Raw genomic sequence first — 20739 nt, 5'->3', positions numbered from 1 at the left:
ACGGGGGCGGACCCACCCCCAGTATGTCCATCAGATGAACAGATCGCCCACCATGTGGAACACGGCGGTACGATCGCGCCCTCCCCTTCCCCCGCTCATCCCCCGGGAACCGCCATGACCACCACCAGCACCCCCGAGGCCACCGAGCCCGAACCGGCCCCGGCCACCGGCACCGAGGCGACCGCGGCCTCCGGGCCGGTCGCGACGGGCGCGGCCGCCCCGGGCCGGAAGTTCGGCGTCGTGGCGGCCACCGCCCTCGTGATGGGCAACATCATCGGCGGCGGCATCTTCACGCTCCCCGCCACCGTCGCCCCGTACGGCACGGTCAGCCTGCTGGCCTTCGGTGTCCTGTCCGTGGCCGCCGTCCTGCTGGCGCTGCTCTTCGGGAAGCTGGCCCGGCGCAGCCCGGTCACCGGTGGCCTCTACGTCTACCCCCGCGACGCCTTCGGGCCGTTCGCGGGCTTCCTGTCGGCCTGGTCGTACTGGACGATGTGCTGGGTCAGCATCGCCGCGCTCGCCGTCGGCGTGGTCGGCTACGTGGACGTGCTGATACCCCTGGGCGACAGCAAGGCCGTCCTGGCGCTGGTGGCCCTGGCCGCCCTGTGGCTGCCGGCCGCCGCCAACTTCGCGGGCACCCGCTACGTGGGCGCCGTGCAGGTCGTCTCCACCGTGCTGAAGTTCGTCCCGCTGCTGCTGGTGGCCACCATCGGCCTGTTCTTCGTCGACGCCGACAACTACGGCCCCTTCAACGCCTCCGGCGAAAGCACCCCCGGCGCGCTCGCCGCCGCCGCCGCGCTCCTGCTCTACAGCTTCCTCGGTGTCGAGTCGGCCGCCGTCAGCGCGGGCGAGGTCAAGGACCCCGAGCGCACCGTGGGCCGCGCCAGCGTCCTCGGCACGCTCGCCTCCGCGCTGGTCTACATCCTCGGCACGGTCGCCGTGTTCGGTCTGGTCCCGCACAAGGAGCTGGTGGACTCGGGGGCACCCTTCGCCGACGCCGTGAACGCGATGGCAGGCGGCAGCTGGGGCGGCACGGTGATCGCGCTGGTCGCCGTCGCCTCGATCGTCGGCTGCCTGAACGGCTGGGTCCTGCTCAGCGCCCAGATGCCGTACGCCGCCGCCCGCGACGGCCTCTTCCCCCAGCGCTTCGCCCGGGTCGGCAAGGGCGGTGTGCCCGGCTTCGGCGTCCTCGCCACCGCCGTGCTCGGCACCCTGCTGATCGTGATCAACTACGCGGACGACCCGGACACCGCCTTCCGCGTCCTGGTCCTCATCACCACGTTCACCGGCTGCGTCCCGTATCTGCTCTCCGCCGCCGCCCAGCTGTACTGGCTGGCCCGGGGCACCCGTGAGCGGGTCCGCCCGGCCGGCCTGGTCCGGGACCTGATCGTCGCGGGCCTCTCCTTCGCCTTCTCCTTCTGGCTGATCGCCGGCGCCGGCTACGCGGCCGTCTACCAGGGCGCCCTGTTCCTGTTCGCGGGCATCCCGGTCTACGTGTGGCTGCGGGGCCGGCAGGAGGGCACCGAGGAGACGGACGCCGGGAACGCGCCCGAGGGCGGGGCCGAGGCGGTCGCCGAGGTCCGGGCCTGAGTCGCGGCGCGGGAGCACACCGCCGTACCGCGCCCGGCACGGCCGGGCGCGGTGGGGAGGCTCAGCCCGCGGCCGCGTGCCGGCCGCCGCCCTTGCCGCGGCCCCTCCCGCGGCGGCGGGCCACCGGAACCAGCAGCCCGCACAGCCCGCCGAGGGCGAGCGCGTACGGCCACCAGCCGAGCCCGGAGTCGGCGGAGGCGCTCAGGGTGCGCGTACGGGTCTCGACGGCACCGGCACCGGCGGTGCTCACGGCCGACGGCGCCCGGTGCGCCTTCACCCTGGTCAGCACGACGTCGTTGCCGTCACCGCCCCGGTAGGAGATCCGGTACGTGTGCGCGGCCGGCCTCACCTCGGCGCCCTCGGGCAGCCCGGTGAACGTCCCGGTGGTCCGGCCCTTCCCCCGGTGGTCGATCACGGTGACCCGCGCGCCGGGACGGCCGCCGGAGGTCAGCGCCGCGAGATCCAGTCCGCCGGCGAGGCGTGCCGCCCCGTTCACCCGCAACGGCCGGTCGCGCAGCACCAGTTCGCCCTTCGCGGTCTGGGTGAAGTCGCCGGTCACCGTGAGGCCGCCGGCGACCACACCCGCGTTGGTCACCGCGCCCTTCACCGTGCCCCTGCCCGACAGCGACCTGGTCACCCTCAGTCCCGCCGTGCCCGCGTCGAGCCTCGCCCCCGCGGTGGTGAGCCGAATGGTCCTGCTCCGGCCGAGAGTCGCTCCCTTCCGGAGCGCCAGCGTGCCCTTCGTGACGGTCGTCGCTCCGGTGTAGGTCACCTCGCCGCCGGTCAGGGTCGTGGTGGCCCGGCCCGCCTGGGTGAGCGAGCCGCTGCCGCCGACCCGTGACAGGGTCACCGGCTTCGCGACGTTCCGCACGATCAGCGAGCCGTCGTCGACCACCCGGCAGAGGGCGCCCGCGGTGTGGAGGCCGCCGTCCCCGCCCGGCCTGCCGCTGCCCAGCCGCAGCACCGCGCCCTTCTCGACCGTCGTCGACCCGTCGTAGTACTGGACGGCGGCGAAGGTGACGTCGTTGCCCCGGGTCCCGGCGACGACGACGTCCCCGGCGCCGGGCGCTGAGAGGGTGTCGTGGAAGCGGCCGCCGCCGATGGGGGCGCCCAGGGTGACGGGCCCGTCGTAGTCGAAGGTGAGCCGTGAACGGGAGCGCGCGGCGAGGAGGTTGATGTAGACCGTCTCGGCGGTGCCCGGCATGAAGATCTTGTCCGTCGTCCCGTCGCCCCACTGGACGTTCGCGCCCTTGATGTTGGTGCCGCGCTTGTTCACGTTCTTGCGCGCCGGCGTCCAGTTCAGGGCAGGGTCGCTGAGCGAGGGGTTGGTGTCGCCGCCCCGGTCGGACCAGCTGTACTGACCGGTGAGGATCACCTTGCTGCCGGGCCGCGACTGGACGTTGATGTCGCTGCCGTACTCGCGCTGGTAGAAGTCCATGCCCTGGGTGACGGTCCGGCCGAGCGGGGTGTCCACGGTCCAGGTGCCCTGGTTGAGGACCTTGCGCGCGTTCGGCAGGGAGGTCGCGTACTCCGGGCGCCCGGCGTTCACCTGCGTGCCGTTGTCGATGACCCCGGTGAACGGATGGGTGCCCGACAGGTCCCAGGTGGCCCACAGGAACCTCGGCTGGCTGACCAGGCCGGAACCGCTGATCGTCCCCAGGTTGTACGCCACGTCCTTCAGGGTGAGCCGCAGGGTGCCGTCGACGCGGATGTTGTTCTGGTTCAGCCGGAACGCCGGGGTGCCGTACGGGTAGTGGCCGATCACCCCGGTCGCGCCGCGGTTCCCGTACTGGAGGGTCGCGCCCCGCTCGACGGTCACGGCCGGCGGGTCCGGGCGGGTGACGGTGACGTACGGGTGGTTGCCGCCGAGGATCCGCACGCGTTGCCGCTGCCGGGACTTGGGCAGGGTGAAGTCGCTGTCCCGGGTGAGGACCAGCGTCCCGGTGCCGCGCACGGTGAGGGAGCCGGTGCCGCTGAACACACCGTCGTACGTGGTCGTCCCGGGCGGCACGGTCACCACCGTGTCCCCGCTGAGCGTGACGTCCCGCCCCGCCAGTACGTCGGGGGTCGCGTCGTGGGGGCCGGCGGCGGTGGCGGTGGGGGCGCCGAGCAGGAGGGCGGTGACCGCCAGGGCTCCGGCGGCGGCCGCTGTCTTGTGGAATTGGCTGTGCACGGTCCGGAGACGGTCCGGGGCGCACGCGGATAACAGAAACCTCGCGAGGTCCGGCTTCTCCCCATCGGTTCGTTCCTGTGAGCTTGTGTTCGTCTCGCCCGACCCGTTGACCTGGACGTAACACACCCTTACCTTTTCGCCGTTCGCCATGACCGATCTTGTGCGAAATGTCGAACGATTCTGTTTTCTTTTGTCTCCCCCCACCGTGCAGCACTCTGCAGAGAGGCAGACCGCGTGAGCCGCGAGCACGAACTCCCCCAGCCCCCCGACCGAAGGCTGCTCCTGAAGGGCGCCCTGGCCGCCGGCGCCCTCGCCGCGCTGCCCCCCACCGCCGCCCACGCGTCCCCCGGCCGGCCCGCGTACGTCAATCCGCTGGTCCGCAACCGCGCCGACCCGCACATCAACCGGCACACCGACGGCTTCTACTACTTCACGGCGACCGCGCCCGAGTACGACCGGATCGTCCTGCGCCGCTCCCGCACCCTGCGCGGGCTGTCGACGGCAGCCGAGTCCGTGATCTGGCGCAAGCACGCCACGGGTGTGATGGGCGCGCACATCTGGGCGCCGGAGATCCACCGCATCGACGGCAAGTGGTACATCTACTTCGCCTCCGCGCCCGCCGAGGACATCTGGGCCATCCGTATCTGGGTGCTGGAGAACGCGCACCCCGACCCCTTCAAGGGGACGTGGGTCGAGCGCGGTCAGCTGAAGACCGCCTGGGAGACCTTCTCCCTGGACGCCACCACCTTCACCCACCGGGGCTCCCGCTACCTCGCGTGGGCACAGCACGAGCCCGGGATGGACAACAACACCGCCGTCTGGCTCTCGAAGATGGCCGACCCCCTCACCCTGACCGGCCCCCAGGTGCGCCTGACCACACCCGAGCTGGACTGGGAGGTCATCGGCTTCAAGGTCAACGAGGGTCCGTCGGTCATCAAACGCAACGGCCGTCTCTTCATGACGTACTCGGCCAGCGCCACCGACTTCCACTACTGCATGGGCCTGCTGACCATCGACGCCGACGCCGACCTCATGAACCCCGCCCACTGGTCCAAGTCCCCGACCCCCGTCTTCACCAGCAACGACACCACCCGGCAGTACGGTCCGGGCCACAACAGCTTCACCGTCGCCGAGGACGGACGCACCGACGTCCTCGTCTATCACGCCCGCCAGTACAAGGACATCGTCGGCGACCCGCTCAACGACCCCAACCGCCACACCCGGATCCAGCGCCTCGGCTGGAAGCCCGACGGCACCCCCGACTTCGGAGTCCCCGTAGCCGACACGACCACCCCGAACACCCGGTAAGGAGAGCTGACATGAGACGTGTGTACGCGACGCTCCTCGCGCTCTGTCTGGCGCTGGCCGGCGCCCTCGTCACCGCCGGCCCCGCCCAGGCGGCGCCGCAGACCGTCCCCAACGGCACCCAGTTCAAGGACACGTCGGGCAACCCCCTGCACGCCCACGGCGGCGGTGTCCTCAAGGTCGGCACCTACTACTACTGGTTCGGCGAGAACCGCAACGCCGACAACACCTTCAAGTACGTGTCGGCGTACCGCTCCACGGACCTGAAGACCTGGGAGTTCCGCAACCACGTCCTGACCGAGGCCACGGATCCGGAACTGGCGACCGCCAACATCGAGCGGCCCAAGGTCATGTACAACGCGGCCACCGGCAAGTTCGTGATGTGGATGCACAAGGAGAACGGCGTCGACTACAGCGAGGCCCGCGCGGCCGTCGCCGTCTCCGACACCGTCGACGGGAACTACACCTGGCGGGGCAGCTTCCGGCCGCTCGGCCAGCACATGTCCCGTGACATCACCACGTTCGTGGACACCGACGGCACCGGCTACATGATCTCGGCGGCCCGCGAGAACTACGACCTGCAGATCTACCGGCTCACCGCCGACTACACCGGTGTCGCCGCCCTCGTCGCCGACCCCTGGCACGGCGGCCACCGCGAGGCACCCGCCCTGTTCAAGCGGGGCGGCGTCTACTTCATGCTCACCTCGGGCGCCACCGGCTGGAACCCCAACCAGCAGCAGTACGCCACCGCCACCAGCATCGCGGGCCCCTGGACGGCCATGACCAACGTCGGCGATGTCACGGCCTTCGGCTCGCAGACCGCGTACGTCCTGCCCGTGCAGGGCACCTCGGCCACCTCGTACCTCTACCTGGGCGACCGCTGGGGCAACTCCTTCGGCGGCACGGTCAACGACTCCCGCTACGTCTGGCTGCCGCTGACCTTCCCGACCTCGACCACGATGTCCCTGTCCTGGTCGCCCGAGGTCACCGTCGACACGGCCACCGGCACGATCAGCGGGACCAGCGCCACCTACAACACCCTGATCGCCCGCCACTCGTCCAAGTGCGCCGACGTCACCAGCCAGTCGCAGTGGCCGGGAGCCCAGATCAAGCAGTACACGTGCAACGGCGGCACCAACCAGAAGTACTGGTTCAAGTCCGCCGGCAGCGGCTACTACCAGCTCATGACCCGGCACAGCTCCCTGTGCGTGCAGGAGAACACCGGCACGGTCACCCAGGAGAACTGCGACGCCTCGAACACGGCCCAGCAGTTCTCGCTCGTCACCACCGGCTCCTACGTGAACGTCAAGTCCCGCGCGACCGGCAAGTGCCTGGACGTCAGCGGCGCGTCCACCGCCGACGGCGCCGCCGTCATCACGTACGCGTGCGGCAGCGGCACGAATCAGCAGTGGACGCGCGGTACATGACGAACCGTCAGCTCAGGAGGTCGATCGCGTCGACCGACGTCCCCGCGCTGAGATAGGACGTCGACCCCGATCCGCTCACCACGTTGATCCGCAGCACGTTGTACTGACTCGTGTCGGTCAGCCAGGCCGACGCGGGCACGCTGTAGGTGAACGTGTGGTTGTTGCCCCGGTAGGACCCGTTCGTCAGTGACCGGGTGTTCGGCTGGGTGGGCGGAGAGGGGATCGCCGAGGTCCACCGGTCGTTGACGACGACCTGCGGCCGGCCGTTGGCGTAGGCCGTCGTCACCCCGATGCGCAGGGTGTGGGCGGCGGCGGCCTGCGCGGCGGTCAGCCTGAAGTACACGAGGAGACCACTGTTCACGTCCTTCCAGAGGTAGCAGGGGAAGCCCGAGGTCTCGGTACCGCTGCCGACGACCACATTGCCGGTCCAGGCGGCGGCCCGGACGTCCGACGGATGCGCGTACGTCATCAGCTCGGCGTTCTTGAAGCCGCCCGGGGTGCCGTTCCAGTCGTTGATCCGCCAGATCGCGCCCGCGTTGGACGGGTCGTTCGAGGACGGGATCGCGATCGAGTTCAGTGCCGTCGTCCCGCCCGCGGTGACCGTCACCGAGGTGGTGTACACCGCCAGTTCGCCCTTGAAGACCGTCAGCGTGTACGTCCCCGGCAACACCCCCGTCACGGAGAACCAGCCGTCCGACGCCCGGGCCGGACCCCAGTACTGGGCCGCCGCGTTGGCGAGCCCGACCGTGTACGCGTACGCCGTGTTCCGGCCGGTGATGCCGACGCCCGTGACCCGGCCCCGGCCGCTCGCGGGGACGTATCCGGACAGGCCGAGCGAGTCCGCCCACGGGGTGGTCAGCGTGCCCGGGAACAGCGACGAGGAGGGCGCCCCGCCGTCCGTGAAGGCGATGACGTAGGGCCCCTGGAGGCCGAACCGCTGGTCCTCGGTCTGGTTCTGGCCGTAGTACAGGATCTCGTAGAGCCCGCCGCCGTCCGCGCTCTGGTGGCGCAGCAGGGAGCGGTAGAAGGGGCCGCCGGAGGCCTTCTCGTGGTTGCTGCGGACCATCCACAGGCCGACCGAGCCGGTCCTCCAGCCGATGTAGTCGTAGTCCGTCACCCGCAGTCTGGAGTAGTGCTTGGAACGGGTCTGGCCGTCGGACTTGGCGAAGACGTCCGACGCCTCGATGGTGGTGGGCGCGTAGGTGTACGCGTCGGGCTCGTCGTTGAGGAAGAGGCCCGCCTTCACACGCACGATGTAGCGGGTCGCCGAGACCGAGGCGTCGGCCTTGTTGGTCCACAGGTAGATGTTGTTCTCGCCGCTGCGGGCCGCGTAGTAGTGCCGAAGCGTGCCGTGGGCGACGGAGACGAGGATCGTCGAGCCGGACTGCCTAATGGTGACGGTGGAGGCGCCGAGGCCGGACTCGATGTGCGAGTTCATGCCGCCGTAGCCCTGGTACTCCGTGCCCCGGTAGGCGAGCGAGGCGAGGTCGCCGTTGCTCTTGCGGACCTTGAACACGAGGTTCGCGCCGGTGTCGATCACGTAGTGCGTGCCGTCGTCGGTGTAGCCGAAGGCCGCGGCGCGGGCGGTGCCGGCCAGGGGACCGGTGAGCGCGGCCCCGGCGGCGGTCGCGGCGGCGCCGACGACGAAGGCGCGGCGGCCGGGCCCGGACGCGGCCTCGGACGGGGTGGGGGATTCGGCCATGGGGGCTCCTCGGGTGCCGTGGGGGGAGTGCGGTGATTCGGAAGGGTGACAGTTGAATCGTTTTCGCGAAAGGGCTTTCGCGGGAAGGAAGTTGGCAATCATGTGAATGACGCGCCACCTCTAGAAAGCGCTTGTCGAACGATGTACCGTCCAGCCGCCGGGCCATGTCACCTCTCGGAGGAGCCGCAATGAGACGTTTCACCCTTGCCGCGCTGACGGTGGCGACGACCCTGGGCGCCGTCCTCACGGCGGTACCGGCCGAGGCGCGGGCGGACCGGCTCGTGCTGGGCCCGGAGAACTGCGCAGGGAACGCCTGCCACTTCGACGTCCCCGCCGGGACCTACGAGGTGAGGGTCCGCCTCGGCGGGGACGCGGCGGCGAGCACGGCCGTCACCGGCGAGACGCGCCGCACGCTCCTGGCGGAGACGGCCACCGACGCCGGTGAGCACGTCCGCCTCAGCTTCACCGTCGACGTCCGTACTCCCGAGGGCGAGCCCACCGGCCCCGACGGCACTCCCGGCCTGGACCTCTTCGTGGGCGGCTCGGCGCCCGCCCTCGCCGACATCCGGGTGACCCGCGCCGAGCGGGCCCGCCAGATCCTCCTCGTCGGTGACTCCACGGTCTGCGACCAGCCCGGCGACCCCTACTCCGGCTGGGGGCAGCAGCTCCCGCAGTACTTCGGCAAGGGCCTGTCGGTCGCCAACCACGCCGACTCCGGCGAGAGCACGGTCTCCTACCTCGCCGACTCCCGGCTGTGGGCCACCGTCCAGCCGCGGATCCGCCGCAACGACCTGGTCCTGATCCAGCTGGCCCACAACGACAAGCAGACCGACGCGGCCACCTACCGGGCCAACCTCGAAACCCTGGTCGCGGGCGTCCGCGAGAAGGGCGGGAAGCCCGTGCTGGTCACCCCGATCGTGCGCCGCTGGTTCAACGCCGACGGCACCCTCAACAACGGAACCGCCCTGCTGGTCAACGGCCTCGGCGTCGACCACCCCGCGGTGACCCGCGCGGTCGCCGCCGACCGGGGGGTGCCCCTGATCGACCTCACCGCGAAGACGAAGGCGCTGGTGGAGTCGCTGGGCACCGAGGGGTCGAAGGCGCTGTACCTCTACAACGAGAAACGGGACAACACCCACACCTCGGTGCGCGGCGCGACCGCGTACGCCGGCCTCGTCCGGGACGAACTCGTCGCCCAGGGGCTGGTGCCCGAGGGGAAGACCAGGGTGGGATAAGACCCCTGGGGCGTCCCGACCGGAACCGGGGCGCCCCAGGTCTGTACGTGAGGTCTGCGTGGGGGAGGGCCGGAGTGGGCGAGGTGCGTGGCCGGGTGCGGGTCCGGCGGGGCTTCTCGCGCAGTTCCCCACGCCCCTGAAAAGCAGGGGCTGCGCCCCGTGCTTTTCAGGCCCGAAGGGCCGTTGGCTTTCAGGCCCGAAGGGCCTGGGCTTTCAGGGGCGCGGGGAACTGCGCGATCAGCCCCCACCCACCCGCACCCGACCACGCCCCCCACCACCCCGAAACCGCCCCCGCCCCCCAGAGAAAGAGCGCACCCCATGCCCACCCCGCCGCAGGCAGACCGCACACTCAGCCCGTACACCGGCTACACCCGCGCCCACTGGGAGGCGGCCGCCGACGCGCTGCTGGCCGCCGTGGAGCCGTACGCCACTGCCGACGGGGCGCTCTACCAGCTGCCCGGCGACCGGACCAGCTGGACGGGCCGCCTCTCCGACGGGCTGGAGGGATACGCCCGTACCCTGCTGCTCGCCGCCTTCCGCCGCGACGAGAAGGCGCTCGCGCGGTACGCGGACGGCCTCGCGGCCGGAGTCGCGGGAGTCTGGCCGCGCATCGAGGACCGTACGCAGCCCCTCGTCGAGGCCGCGTCGATCGCCTTCGCGCTGCGCGTGACCCGGGACCTGCTCTGGGACCGGCTCGACGACGACGTCCGCCAGCGCGCGGCGGCCTGGCTCGGCGACGCGCTCACCGCCGAACCCTGGCCCTGCAACTGGGAGTTGTTCCCGGTGACGGTCGGCGGCTTCCTGGAGGAGATCGGCCACGAACCGGAGTTGGCCCGCCGGGTCATCGACCAGCGCCTCGACCGCATCGAGCAGTGGTACCTCGGCGACGGCTGGTACACCGACGGCGACGGCCGCAAGTTCGACTACTACAACGGCTGGGCCATGCACCTGTACCCGGTCCTGCACGCCTGGCTCGCCGACGACGACCGTCTCCTCGCACGCTACGGCGACCGCCTCTCGGCCCATCTCGGCGACTACGCCCGGCTGTTCGGCGGCGACGGCGCCCCCCTGCACCAGGGCCGCTCCCTCACCTACCGCTTCGCGACGACCGTCCCGCTGTGGCTGGGCGCCCTCACCGGCCGTACGCCGCTGTCGCCGGGCCGGACGCGGCGGCTGGCGTCGGGCGCGCTGAAGTACTTCCTCGACCGGGGCGCGGTCGACGAGCACGGCCTGCTGTCGCTGGGCTGGCACGGCCCGAACCTCGCCGTTCTGCAGGGCTATTCGGGGCCCGCCTCCCCGTACTGGGCCGGCAAGGGCTTCCTCGGCCTGCTGCTGCCCGCCGACCACGAGGTGTGGACGGCGACGGAGGAGCCGGGCCCGGTGGAGCTGGAGGACGAGCTGCGTCCCGTCGGCCCGCCCAACTGGCTTCTCCAGAGCACGCGTTCGGACGGTCTGGTCCGCCTGCACAACCACGGCAGCGAGGACGTCCGCTACGACCCCTTCTACACCCGGCTCGCCTACTCGACGGTGACCGAGCCCGTACCCCTGGCGGAGCCCGCCGAGTCGTACGACAACAGCGTGATCGTCGGCGGCGACGCGAGCCGCACGGACATCGAACCGCTGGGGGTGGGGGAGGGCTGGGCTGCCTCCCGGCACACGGTCGGCGAGGACGGTGTCCGGGTCACCAGCCTGGTGGTGGCCCGGGGGGCCGTCGAGGTCCGGGCCCATCTGGTGACGGGTGCGGCGCCCGGCACCCCGGTGCGGGTGACGGGCTGGGGGCCCGCGGAAGGTGTGGAGAGCGCGGTGCATCCCGTGCACGGCCTGTCGGACGCCGCCACCGGGCAGGGCCTCACCGGGGAGACGGCCGACGCGGACGCGACCCTCTTCGTCGCCCTCGCGCGCCTCACCGGCGACCCCGCCCCGCAACCCCTGGCGGAGCTGGCCTCCGTGGAGGTGCGGGGCGCGTACGAGGTCTCCGTGGACTGGGCCGACGGTGAGCGGGCCCGGTTCGTCTTCACCGCTTCGGACGGGCGATCCTCAGCGTCTTCGTGGTCGGTGATGCCCGGTTGAGGGCGGTCGAGCAGGACGGGGTGGCGTAGCGGCCGGTGGTCCTCGCTCCGACGGGCAACAACATATTCCTTGACACGAATATGCGTGAGGGTGAATACTCGTTGCCATGGACGCACTCCTCTCCGCACTGGCCGACCCGGCACGTCTGCGGCTCGTGAGCCTGCTCGCCGAGCGGCCCCGTCCGGTCGGCGTCCTCGCCGAGCTGGCCGAGGCCCGTCAGCCGCAGACGACCAAGCACCTGCAGACACTTGAGCGCGCCGGCCTCGTCACTTCCCAGCGCACCGGGCAGCGCCGCATCTACGCACTGCAGCCCGGTCCCCTGCGGGAGCTGGCGGCCGCGCTCGGCCGGCTCGCCGACTCCGCGGAGCGGGCCGGGGGCCCGCGCGAGACGTACGACCGGTACGGGGCCGGCCTCCACGCGGAGCGGCTCGCCGCGGAGGAGGCGGGGTGGGCCGACGGCCGTTCGTTCGCCTTCCGCCGGTCGCTGACGGGGCGTCCCGAGCTGGTGTGGCGCCACCTGACCGAGCCCTCCCTCCTCGCCCGATGGTGGACGCCTCACGACCTCCGCGTGAGCGAGCTCGTCTTCGAGGCGCGAGAGGGCGGGCGGATCGTCCAGGAGTACCGCGAGGCCGAGGACGCCGCCGCAACCGCCCCGGTCGCCGGGCGCGCGGAGGGAGTCGTCGACGAGGTCCGCCCGGGAGAGCGCCTCGCCTACCGGCTCTCCCCCCTGCTTCCGGACGGCGGCCTCGCCTTCACCGCCCACGTCGCCCTCGACCTGCGGCCCACCGCGACCGGCACGGACCTCGACGTCCACTGGCGGATCGCCGACAGCGCAGTGGACTCCGCCGACTTCGTCGCAGGCATCGAGATCGGCTTCGGTCAGAGCCTCGACCAGCTCGCGGCGACCCTCGCCGCGGACCCGCACGACACCGACACCACCGACCGCACCGACACCACCGACCGCACCGACCGCACCGACACAAGGAGCACGCCATGACTGCCTCGACCGGACGCCGTGTGACCGCGAACCTCTGCCTCTCCCTCGACGGGCGTTACCACGGCCCCGGAGGGCCCGGCGACTTCGGCATGTTCGTGCCGTATGTGACCTCCGAGGTCGCGCGGGGCCAGCTCACCCGCATCTGGGAGGGCGCGACGACGGTGCTGCTCGGCCGGATCAACGCCGAGGGGTTCCTGGGCTACTGGCCGAGTGTCGCCGAGGACGAGAACGCCGATCCGCGCGACCGCGGATACGCGAAGTGGCTGGTGGACACGGAGAAGGTGGTCCTCTCCACCACCTTGACCGAAGCACCCTGGGACCACGCCCGTGTGGTGAACGCCCCCGCCGCCGATGTCGTCGCCGAACTCAAGGCCGTCGGCGAGGGCGACATCCTCGTCAACAGCTCCCCGAGTGTCATCAAGCCGCTCCTCGCGGCAGATCTGGTCGACCGGCTGTACCTCATGATCTTCCCCGAGATCGCCGGAGACGGGCAGCGACTGTTCGACGACGGCCTGCCCTCCACGAAGTGGAAGCTCTCCCACCAGGAGACCGGCGAGCTGGGCGAGCTCGCCATGGTCTACGACCGGGTCCGCTGAGCCGGCCGGGCGGGTTTCCCGTCCGTCCGGGTCACACCCCGGTCCGGGCCCCCTCGGGGTCCTCGCGGGGCCAGTGCGTGAGCGCCAGGTGCAGTGCCTCGACGGACCGGTCCCACGACTTCCGTACGTCGCGGGGCGCACCGAAGCCGCCGCCGGCCTCCAGGGCGCAGAAACCGTGGAAGGTGCTGCGCAGCAGCCGTACGGCGTCCGTGAGATCGGGTTCGTCGAGGCCGTACGCGCGGAGCATGCCGTAGGTGATCTCGGCGGTGCGGCGCAGGGCGGGGGAGTCGGTGACGGTGGCCTGGTCGAGGGGGAGCTGCGTGGCCGCGTACCGGCCGGGGTGGCGCAGGGCGTACTCCCGGTAGGCCCCGGCGAAGGCTGCCAGCGCGTCCTTGCCGGCCCGGCCGGCGACGGCCGCCGCGATCAGGTCGATCATCTCGCCGCCTGCCAGCAGGGCCATCCGGCCGCGCAGGTCCTGGAGATTGCGCACGTGCGAGTACAGGCTCGCGTCCTTGACCCCGAAGTGGCGGGCCAGGGCGGACAGGGAGACGTTCTCGAAGCCGACCTCGTCGGCGAGATCGGCGGCGGCCGCGGTGATGCGGTCGGGCGTGAGACCGGCTCGGGGCATGGGCCACCTCTGTACGGGACGAGAACCTAGGGTCTCTAGGTTAAGGCCGCGCACCCCCATGTGGTTGAGGCCGCCCACCCGCCCGCGCCCTGCCCGGCTCCGGCGACGGCGGCCCCGGCGCGGCGGGGATCCGGCCGGCCCCGCCCCGTACTGTTCGGGGGTGGGACCGGGGGACCGTCGCCGCGCCGGGTGGTGCTCAGCCGATCGGCGCGTACAGCACGCCCAGCTTGTCGATCTCATTGCCCGAGCGGCCCGTGAAGCCGACGATCTGCCAGCCGGCGGGAGCGGTGAAGGTCGTGGCGTCCGAGGTGGCCGTGCCGGAGGCGAGGGTACGGCCCTTGTCCGTGCCGAAGGCGGCGGAGAAGATCCGCGTGTGGCCGTCCTTCTGGCCCTGCGTCAGCTTCACCGAGGTCAGGTGCTCCCCGGAGGCCAGGGTGAGGGAGGCCGCCGTGCCGCCCGTGCCGCCGTGGGTCAGCGTCGTGCCCCCGTCGTGCGTGAGCGAGACCCCGTCGAGGCGCGAGGCGCCGCGCAGGGTCAGGGTGCGGGGCGAGACCGTCGAGGGCAGGTCGTCCGCGTCGCTGAACGCCGTGCCGTGCGGGCCGCCGGCGAAGTCGCTGGCGCGCAGGCGCGGGTTGAGCTTCCAGGAGAAGTCGACCGTGTGCGGGAAGTGGTCGGAGAGGTTGCCGCCCGCGGAGTCGAGGAACTTCGCCCACTCGTTGTTGTAGCGGTTCGCGGTCAGGTCGACGACGTTGCTGTCCCGGTAGAGGACCTTGTCGACGACCTCGCAGTCGTTGGCCGGGGCCGTCTTCGGGCAGACCAGCGGTTCGGCGCCGAGCGCGGGGGCGACCCCGCCCTTGACCAGCTGCACCCAGGGGTCCGTCAGGCCGTTGTCACCGACGATGCTGCGGATGTTGTCGCCGGTGCGCGTGTAGCGGGTGTTGGTGTCACCCATGACGATCACCGCGTTGCCCGCCGAGTTCGCCTTGATGAAGTCCGAGAGCTGGGTGATGTTGGCGCGGCGCGCGGCCAGGGCCGCCGCGTCGTCGTCGGCGTTGGTGTGCACGTTGTAGAGGTCGACGTAGACACCGTCGTCGAGCCGCACCCGGGCGAGGGAGAAGCCCTTCGGGGTCAGGCAGTTGGTGCCGGTGCAGGTGTTCCACTTGACGCGCTCGAAGTCGTCGAACGCGTAGTCGGAGAGGGTGTTGAGGCCGTCACCGAACGGCACCCCGCCGCTGGTCGCGGTGCGGTAGGGGTGGTTGTCGCCCGCGTACAGGGCCGCGTGGTAGTTGAAGTCCTCCTGCACGTTGACGATGTCGTACGCGCCGAGGCGCGGCGAGATCAGCGGCGTGTTCGTCGCGGGCTTGCCGGAGCTCAGCCCCTCGGGGAGGCCGGCGACGTTGTACGTCAGCACGTTGAACGTGCCGCTGGTGGCCGCCGCGGCGGGGGTCGCGCCGGTGGTGGCGAGACCGGTGACGGCCAGCGCGCCGGCGGCGAAGGCGCCGAACAGTCTTCGCAGAGGGCGCGGCGGGTTCGCAGAAGTCATGGGGGCTCTCCGGGGGAGGCGTGGGGAAGTTGAGCGGTGCTCAGATTCGACGCCAATCAGTGTGACGCGCAAGGTCAGTTGGGGAAACAGTGAGGGACGAGAAGTTCAGATGTCTTTACGTCGTCACGTCCTGAGGCGGTCCGTGCGTCCCGGGCCCCGGGCGGGTTCACGGACCGTCCAGGGCCCCGGGCAGGTCCACGGACAGATCCCCCCCCCGGCAGATCCCCGGGCAGATCCCCGGGCAGGTCCGTGGGCAGGTCCGTGGGCAGGTCTCCGGGCACGTTCGCGTACGCGCGGTCGGGCCGGGGTGTCCCGCCAGGGGGCGGGGCCCGCCCGGCGGACCGTTCACCCGGCAGGTGGAACTCTGCGGCCCAGTGAGCCGATCCGCTGGCCAGCCGCTCCCGGGAGCCGAGGGAGCGTCCGGACGCTGACGGCATGTCCATCCTTGCTTCCCTACGGGGACCCCTGCGCGCCGTGGCCGTCCTGGCCACCGCGCTCGCGTGTGTCGTCGCCGTGCCCCACGGCGCCTTCGCCGCACCCGGTGACCTGGACACCACGTTCGGCACCGGCGGAAAAGTCAGCATCCCGACCCCTTCCTCCGCCGACGGCCGGGACGTGGCGATCCAGGCCGACGGCAAGATCGTCTCGGTCGGCTTCGAACAGGACCCGGTCGACCAGGACGCGGAGTTCGCCGTGCTCCGGCACCACCCCGACGGCAGCGCCGACACCTCCTTCGGCGGTACGGGCGGCGGCGCCGGCGGTGAGGTGCTGACCGACTTCGAGGGCGGCGACGACGTGGCCCAGGGAGTCGCCGTACAGCCCGACGGCAAGATCGTCGTGGTCGGCCGCCACCAGGAGACCGACGACGAGTTCGCCGGCTGCTGCTGGTTCACGGTGGCCCGCTACACCGCCGACGGCAGCCTCGACACCACCTTCGGCGGCGGGGACGGCTGGGTCAGCCCCGGGCTCGCCGGCGGCGCCGAGGACGCGGCCGGGGTCGCGGTGCGGCCCGACGGCAGAATCGTCGCCGGCGCCCGGGCCGGGGGCCTGTTCGGGCTCGTCCAGTACCTGCCGGACGGCACCCTGGACACCGCCTTCGGCGGCGGGGACGGCGTGGTCACCACCGCGCTCTCCGACGCGCCGGACGTCGGCGCCACCGCCCGCGACCTGACCCTCCAGTCCGACGGCAGGATCGTCATGATCGGTGACGTCGGCCGGACGGCCTTCGACTTCGCCCTGGCCCGCTTCACCGCCGACGGCAGCCTCGACACCACCTTCGGCGGCGGCGACGGCAAGGTCACCACGGACCTCGGCGGCTACAACTGGGGCGAGGCCGTCGTCGTGCAGTCGACCGGGAAGATCGTCGCCTCGGGATGGAGCGGCGGCCGCTTCACGCTCGTGCGCTACCAGCCCGACGGGAGCCTCGACAGCGGCTTCGGTACCGCGGGCGTGGCGAACACCGACTTCGGTACGGGCGCCGGCGTGAACGACCTCGTGGTCCAGCCCGACGACCGGATCGTGGCCGGCGGCACCGCGGGCGGCGACTTCGCGCTGGCCCGCTTCCACGCGAACGGCACCCTTGACACCGGCTTCGGCACCGGCGGGCGCACCACCACCGACTTCGGCACCGGCGACAGCGCGTACGGCCTCGCCCTCCAGGCCGACGGGCGGACCGTCGCCTTCGGCAGCAACGCCGACGGCGTGCGCGCCCTGGCCCGCTACCTCGGCGGTGAGGGCGCCCCGCCGCCCACCGGCGTCGACCTGGCGGTCACCAGGACCGGCACCGGCACGGTGAGCATCGGCGACCGCGCCACCCACACCGTGACCGTCACCAACACCTCCACCACCACCGCGGCCACCGGCGTCGGCCTCACCGACACCGTGACCGGCCCCGCCGCCACCGTCGTCTCGGCCACCCCGGGCCAGGGCACCTGCACCACCTCGGCCACCGGCGCGACCTGCGCCCTCGGCACCCTCGCCGCCGGCGCGAGCACCACGGTGACGGTCGTCGTCGAACCCCGGGCCACCGGGACGCTCACCGGCCGCGCCACCGTGAGCGGCGCCCAGAGCGACCCCGACCCGGGCGACAACACCGCCACGGCCACCACCACCGTGAACAACGCCCGGGGCTGCACCCGCATCGGCACCAGCGGCGACGACACCCTGACCGGTACCAGCGGCAACGACGTCATCTGCGGCCTCGGCGGCGCCGACACCATCGACGCAGGACTCGGCACGGACACCGCCTACGGCGACTTCGGCAACGACCGCGTCGACGGCGCCGGAGGCAACGACACACTGAACGGCGGTCCCGGCAACGACAACCTGATCGGCAACGCGGGCAACGACCGCCTCACCACGGTCGACGGCGTCTCCGCCAACGACACCGCCAACGGCGGCACCGGAACGGACACCTGCACCACGGACCCCGGGGACACGCGCGTGAGCTGCCCGTGACGGGCAGGGTCACGGGCCCACGCCCGTCGTGACACGGACGAGGAGCGGCCGACCGGCCCGCGGGCCGGTCGGCCGCTCCTCGTGTGTCCGCCGCCCTACGACTCCGTCGTCGAGAACACGAACGAGAACTCCGCCGGCCCGGCGAGCAGCTGGTACTGCGGCAGCGCGCCCGGACCGCAGGACTGGGAGCCGATGCCCGTCTGGCCGTGGTCCAGGTTGACCCACACCGTGTCGCCGGCCCTCAGGTCGGTCAGGTGCGTGGCGGCGTCCAGCTGTTCGGTGGTCCAGCGGCGGGCCGTGAACCCGAACTCCGGGTCGCCCTCGATCCGCAGGCCGCCCAGCTCCGCCCAGCGGACGTCGGGACGGGCCCCGTTCTCCTGCGGGCGGAGGTAGGGGGTCTGCAGCTCGTCGACCGTGGAGTGATGGCGGTCCACCATGGACGCCGATTTCGTGTCGGCGTAGCCCTCGCCGGGGCCGCCGCCGTACCACGTCACGGCGTCGGCGGACGGCAGACCGAAGCGGATGCCGAGCCGGGGCAGCGGGACGGTCCACTGGCCCTCCGGGACCACGGACACGGTCAGCTTCAGCCGGGTGCCGTCGGAGGTCCACCGGTAGGTCGTGCGCAGGCCGGCCTCCCGGGCGGCGGGCGCCACCCGCGTCCGTACCGTCAGCGCGTCCTCACTCAGCTCCACCGCGTCCAGGCGGTGCCGCATCCGGTGCAGGCCGAGCGTGCGCCACTGCTCGCTGGAGCGCGTGCCGTCCCGCCAGGAGGCGCCGTCGTCGTTGTCCGTCGGCGCCCGCCACACGTCCAGCCGCAGCCCGGTCACGTCGACCGAACCGATGGTCCTCAGCGCGCCCGTACGGACGTCGAAGGACGCCGGGCCCAGGTGGATGAGCTTCTCGCTCGCCGTGGGCCGGTCGGTCGGCGCGACGGACGGCGACGGCCGCTCCCCGGCCGGCAGCTGGGCCCAGGCGACCTGATGGTCCTTCCGGCCCCACGCCGTGTCCTCCGCCAGCAGCGCCCGTACGGTCCACAGCGCCTCGCCCGCCGGTCCGCCGGCCGGCGGCTGCGGCAGCTTGACCTCGGCCGACTCGCCGGGCTTCAGGGCGGGCACGGCGAGCGCGCCGGCCTCCATGGTCTTCCCGTCGACCTGGTACGACCACTCGAAGGCCAGCCCGGACAGGTCCGCGAAGTCGTAGGCGTTGCGCACCCGGACGGTCCCGGTGGTGCCGTCGCCGTCGATGCGGACCGGCTCGATGACCTTCTTGAACTCCAGCAGGCCGGGGGACGGCGTCCGGTCCGGGAAGATCAGGCCGTCGCAGACGAAGTTGCCGTCGTGCAGCTCCTCGCCGAAGTCGCCGCCGTAGGCGTAACCCAGCTCGGGGTGGGTGATCCCGTGGTCGATCCACTCCCAGATGAAGCCGCCCTGGATGCGCTCGTGGGCCTCGAAGATGCGCTGGTAGTCGGCGATGCCGCCGGGACCGTTGCCCATGGCGTGGCCGTACTCGCACTGGATGAAGGGAAGCTGCCGGCGCCTGAGGGGGCCGCCGTCCAGGCGCTTGCCGATGAGTTCGGTCTCGGCGTGGTCGGCGTACATCCGGGAGTAGACGTCGGTGTCCCGGCAGTCCCAGTCGCCCTCGTAGTGCACGAGACGTGAACCGTCCCGGCCGTGGATCCACTCGGCCATGGCGGTGAGGCCGCGGCCGGTGCCCGCCTCGTTGCCCAGGGACCACATGACCACCGAGGGATGGTTCTTGTCGCGCTCGACCATCCGGGCCGCGCGGTCCAGGAGGGCCGGGGTCCAGCGGTCGTCGTCGACGGGGTTGTCCCGCCAGTTCTGCTCGGTGAAGCCGTGGGTCTCCAGGTCGCACTCGTCGATCACCCACAGGCCGTACTCGTCGCACAGGTCGAGGAAGGCGGGGTGCGGCGGGTAGTGCGAGGTGCGCACGGCGTTGATGTTGTGCCGCTTCATCAGCAGCACGTCCTCGCGCATGGTCTCCAGGTCGAGCGTGCGGCCCTTGACGGGGTGCCACTCGTGCCGGTTGACGCCCTTGAACAGGATCGCCTTCCCGTTGACCTTGAGCAGACCGTCCTCCAGCGCGACCGTGCGGAAGCCGATCCGCAGCGGGACGCGCTCGCCCGCCAGCACCAGCTCACCGTCGTACAGCCTCGGGCTCTCGGCGGTCCACGGCTCGACCGGGACCGTCACCGGCTCTCCGGTCGCGACATCGATGTCGAGGGCGGGCACGAGGACCCGGCCGTCGACGTCGGAGTCGACCCGCAGGGTCCCGGTACCGCCCACATGGTCGTAGGAGGCGTGCACGAAGAAGTCGAGGGCGCTGCCCGCCGGGCGGTGCAGCAGCGTGACGTCCCGGAAGATGCCGGGCAGCCACCACTGGTCCTGGTCCTCCAGGTAGGAGCCCGCCGACCACTGGTGGACCCGGACGGCGAGGACGTTGCCCGCCGGCTTCAGCAGGTGCCCGACCGCGAACTCGTGCGCGAGCCGGGACCCCTTGAACTCACCGATGTCCGTGCCGTTCAGCCACACCCGGGCGCACGACTCCACACCGTCGAACCGCAGCACCGCCCCGCCCTCGTCGAGAGCGGGCCACCCCTCGGGCAGGTCGAAGAACCGCAGGTGGTCGCCGGTCGGGTTCTCCGACGGCACCCTCGGCGGGTCCACCGGGAAGGGGTACAGGTGGTTGGTGTAGATCGGCGCCCCGAAGGCGCCGTCCCCCTGCAGCACCCAGTGGCCCGGCACCGCAACCTCGGCCCACCCCCCGGCGTCGAACCCCGGCGCCGCGAACGAGTCGTCCTCGGCGTCGGCGGTGGGGGAGAGCCGGAAGCGCCAGCTCCCGTCGAGCGACAGCGACGGGGCGTCGGAGGACGCGTACCAGGCGCGGGGCGGCAGGGCCCCGCTGCCCGGTGAGACGTCCTCGACGTAGTCGACGGATGTGCCGGTGGCGGTCCCGGCCTCGGTGGTGCCGGTGGTGCGGACTGACATCGCTCTCCTTGCTG

Annotated in this window: 13 protein-coding genes; 8 read left to right on the top strand and 5 right to left on the bottom strand. The window is 72.1% G+C overall.

The window, feature by feature from the left end:
- Positions 1-114: 114 nt before the first annotated feature.
- A complete protein-coding gene (locus SCAB_RS09270; protein WP_012999804.1) occupies positions 115-1587 on the top strand; it encodes an amino acid permease in 1473 nt (490 codons plus the stop codon).
- Between the two features lie 61 nt (positions 1588-1648).
- On the opposite strand, the gene SCAB_RS09265 is transcribed toward SCAB_RS09270, so the two are convergent.
- Positions 1649-3760 carry an autotransporter gene (locus SCAB_RS09265; RefSeq protein ID WP_012999803.1) on the bottom strand — a complete coding sequence of 704 codons (2112 nt, stop codon included), beginning with the start codon at positions 3758-3760 and terminating at the stop codon, positions 1649-1651.
- A gap of 234 nt (positions 3761-3994) precedes the next feature.
- Here SCAB_RS09265 and SCAB_RS09260 point away from each other — a divergent pair, with 234 nt between their 5' ends.
- Together SCAB_RS09260 and SCAB_RS09255 are read left to right on the top strand one after the other, a co-directional pair.
- Positions 3995-5068, top strand: a complete 1074-nt coding sequence (locus SCAB_RS09260) for a glycoside hydrolase family 43 protein (RefSeq protein ID WP_012999802.1) — start codon at positions 3995-3997, stop codon at positions 5066-5068.
- 11 nt (positions 5069-5079) lie between these two features.
- A complete protein-coding gene (locus SCAB_RS09255) occupies positions 5080-6492 on the top strand; it encodes an RICIN domain-containing protein (protein WP_041668988.1) in 1413 nt (470 codons plus the stop codon).
- A 7-nt stretch (positions 6493-6499) separates the two neighbouring features.
- Here SCAB_RS09255 and SCAB_RS09250 read toward each other — a convergent pair whose 3' ends face one another.
- Positions 6500-8194 carry a rhamnogalacturonan lyase B N-terminal domain-containing protein gene (locus SCAB_RS09250; RefSeq protein ID WP_012999800.1) on the bottom strand — a complete coding sequence of 565 codons (1695 nt, stop codon included), beginning with the start codon at positions 8192-8194 and terminating at the stop codon, positions 6500-6502.
- Between the two features lie 188 nt (positions 8195-8382).
- On the opposite strand from SCAB_RS09250, the gene SCAB_RS09245 reads away from it, so the two are divergent.
- From SCAB_RS09245 to SCAB_RS09230, 4 genes are all read left to right on the top strand, one after another.
- Positions 8383-9429: a rhamnogalacturonan acetylesterase gene (locus SCAB_RS09245; RefSeq protein ID WP_037724174.1), complete on the top strand. Its 1047-nt coding sequence runs from the start codon at positions 8383-8385 to the stop codon at positions 9427-9429.
- A 318-nt stretch (positions 9430-9747) separates the two neighbouring features.
- Positions 9748-11499, top strand: coding sequence for a DUF2264 domain-containing protein (locus tag SCAB_RS09240; RefSeq protein WP_012999798.1), 1752 nt, complete (start codon positions 9748-9750; stop codon positions 11497-11499).
- Positions 11500-11605: 106 nt separating this feature from the next.
- On the top strand, positions 11606-12496 hold the full coding sequence (locus SCAB_RS09235; RefSeq protein WP_012999797.1) for a metalloregulator ArsR/SmtB family transcription factor: 891 nt from the start codon (positions 11606-11608) through the stop codon (positions 12494-12496).
- Entirely contained in the window at positions 12493-13092 is a 600-nt protein-coding gene (locus SCAB_RS09230) for a dihydrofolate reductase family protein (protein WP_037724175.1), read from the top strand. Before SCAB_RS09235 ends, SCAB_RS09230 begins: the two co-directional genes overlap by 4 nt.
- A 31-nt stretch (positions 13093-13123) precedes the next feature.
- Here SCAB_RS09230 and SCAB_RS09225 read toward each other — a convergent pair whose 3' ends face one another.
- A complete protein-coding gene (locus tag SCAB_RS09225; protein WP_012999795.1) occupies positions 13124-13720 on the bottom strand; it encodes a TetR/AcrR family transcriptional regulator in 597 nt (198 codons plus the stop codon).
- Positions 13721-13916: 196 nt separating this feature from the next.
- Positions 13917-15236, bottom strand: coding sequence for a jacalin-like lectin (locus SCAB_RS09220; RefSeq protein ID WP_037724284.1), 1320 nt, complete (start codon positions 15234-15236; stop codon positions 13917-13919).
- 462 nt (positions 15237-15698) lie between these two features.
- Between SCAB_RS09220 and SCAB_RS09215 the strand changes: the two genes are divergently transcribed.
- Positions 15699-17720 carry a DUF11 domain-containing protein gene (locus SCAB_RS09215; protein ID WP_063649836.1) on the top strand — a complete coding sequence of 674 codons (2022 nt, stop codon included), beginning with the start codon at positions 15699-15701 and terminating at the stop codon, positions 17718-17720.
- Positions 17721-17815: 95 nt separating this feature from the next.
- On the opposite strand, the gene SCAB_RS09210 is transcribed toward SCAB_RS09215, so the two are convergent.
- Complete coding sequence (locus tag SCAB_RS09210) at positions 17816-20725, bottom strand: glycoside hydrolase family 2 TIM barrel-domain containing protein (RefSeq protein WP_012999792.1); 2910 nt, start codon at positions 20723-20725, stop codon at positions 17816-17818.
- Between the last annotated feature and the right edge of the window lie 14 nt (positions 20726-20739).

Source organism: Streptomyces scabiei 87.22 (assembly GCF_000091305.1).
Classification (GTDB): domain Bacteria; phylum Actinomycetota; class Actinomycetes; order Streptomycetales; family Streptomycetaceae; genus Streptomyces; species Streptomyces scabiei.
The sequence above is the reverse complement of the archived record's forward strand: the minus strand, read 5'-3'. Positions and strand labels throughout refer to the sequence as shown.

What these genes read in the sequence shown, in the direction of transcription:
- SCAB_RS09270 (WP_012999804.1), top strand. Translation starts at nt 115, where the DNA reads ATGACCACCACCAGCACCCCCGAGGCCACCGAGCCCGAACCGGCCCCG.
- SCAB_RS09255 (WP_041668988.1), top strand. Translation starts at nt 5,080, where the DNA reads ATGAGACGTGTGTACGCGACGCTCCTCGCGCTCTGTCTGGCGCTGGCC.
- SCAB_RS09250 (WP_012999800.1), bottom strand. Translation starts at nt 8,194, where the DNA reads ATGGCCGAATCCCCCACCCCGTCCGAGGCCGCGTCCGGGCCCGGCCGC.
- SCAB_RS09245 (WP_037724174.1), top strand. Translation starts at nt 8,383, where the DNA reads ATGAGACGTTTCACCCTTGCCGCGCTGACGGTGGCGACGACCCTGGGC.
- SCAB_RS09240 (WP_012999798.1), top strand. Translation starts at nt 9,748, where the DNA reads ATGCCCACCCCGCCGCAGGCAGACCGCACACTCAGCCCGTACACCGGC.
- SCAB_RS09235 (WP_012999797.1), top strand. Translation starts at nt 11,606, where the DNA reads ATGGACGCACTCCTCTCCGCACTGGCCGACCCGGCACGTCTGCGGCTC.
- SCAB_RS09230 (WP_037724175.1), top strand. Translation starts at nt 12,493, where the DNA reads ATGACTGCCTCGACCGGACGCCGTGTGACCGCGAACCTCTGCCTCTCC.
- SCAB_RS09225 (WP_012999795.1), bottom strand. Translation starts at nt 13,720, where the DNA reads ATGCCCCGAGCCGGTCTCACGCCCGACCGCATCACCGCGGCCGCCGCC.
- SCAB_RS09215 (WP_063649836.1), top strand. Translation starts at nt 15,699, where the DNA reads ATGTCCATCCTTGCTTCCCTACGGGGACCCCTGCGCGCCGTGGCCGTC.
- SCAB_RS09210 (WP_012999792.1), bottom strand. Translation starts at nt 20,725, where the DNA reads ATGTCAGTCCGCACCACCGGCACCACCGAGGCCGGGACCGCCACCGGC.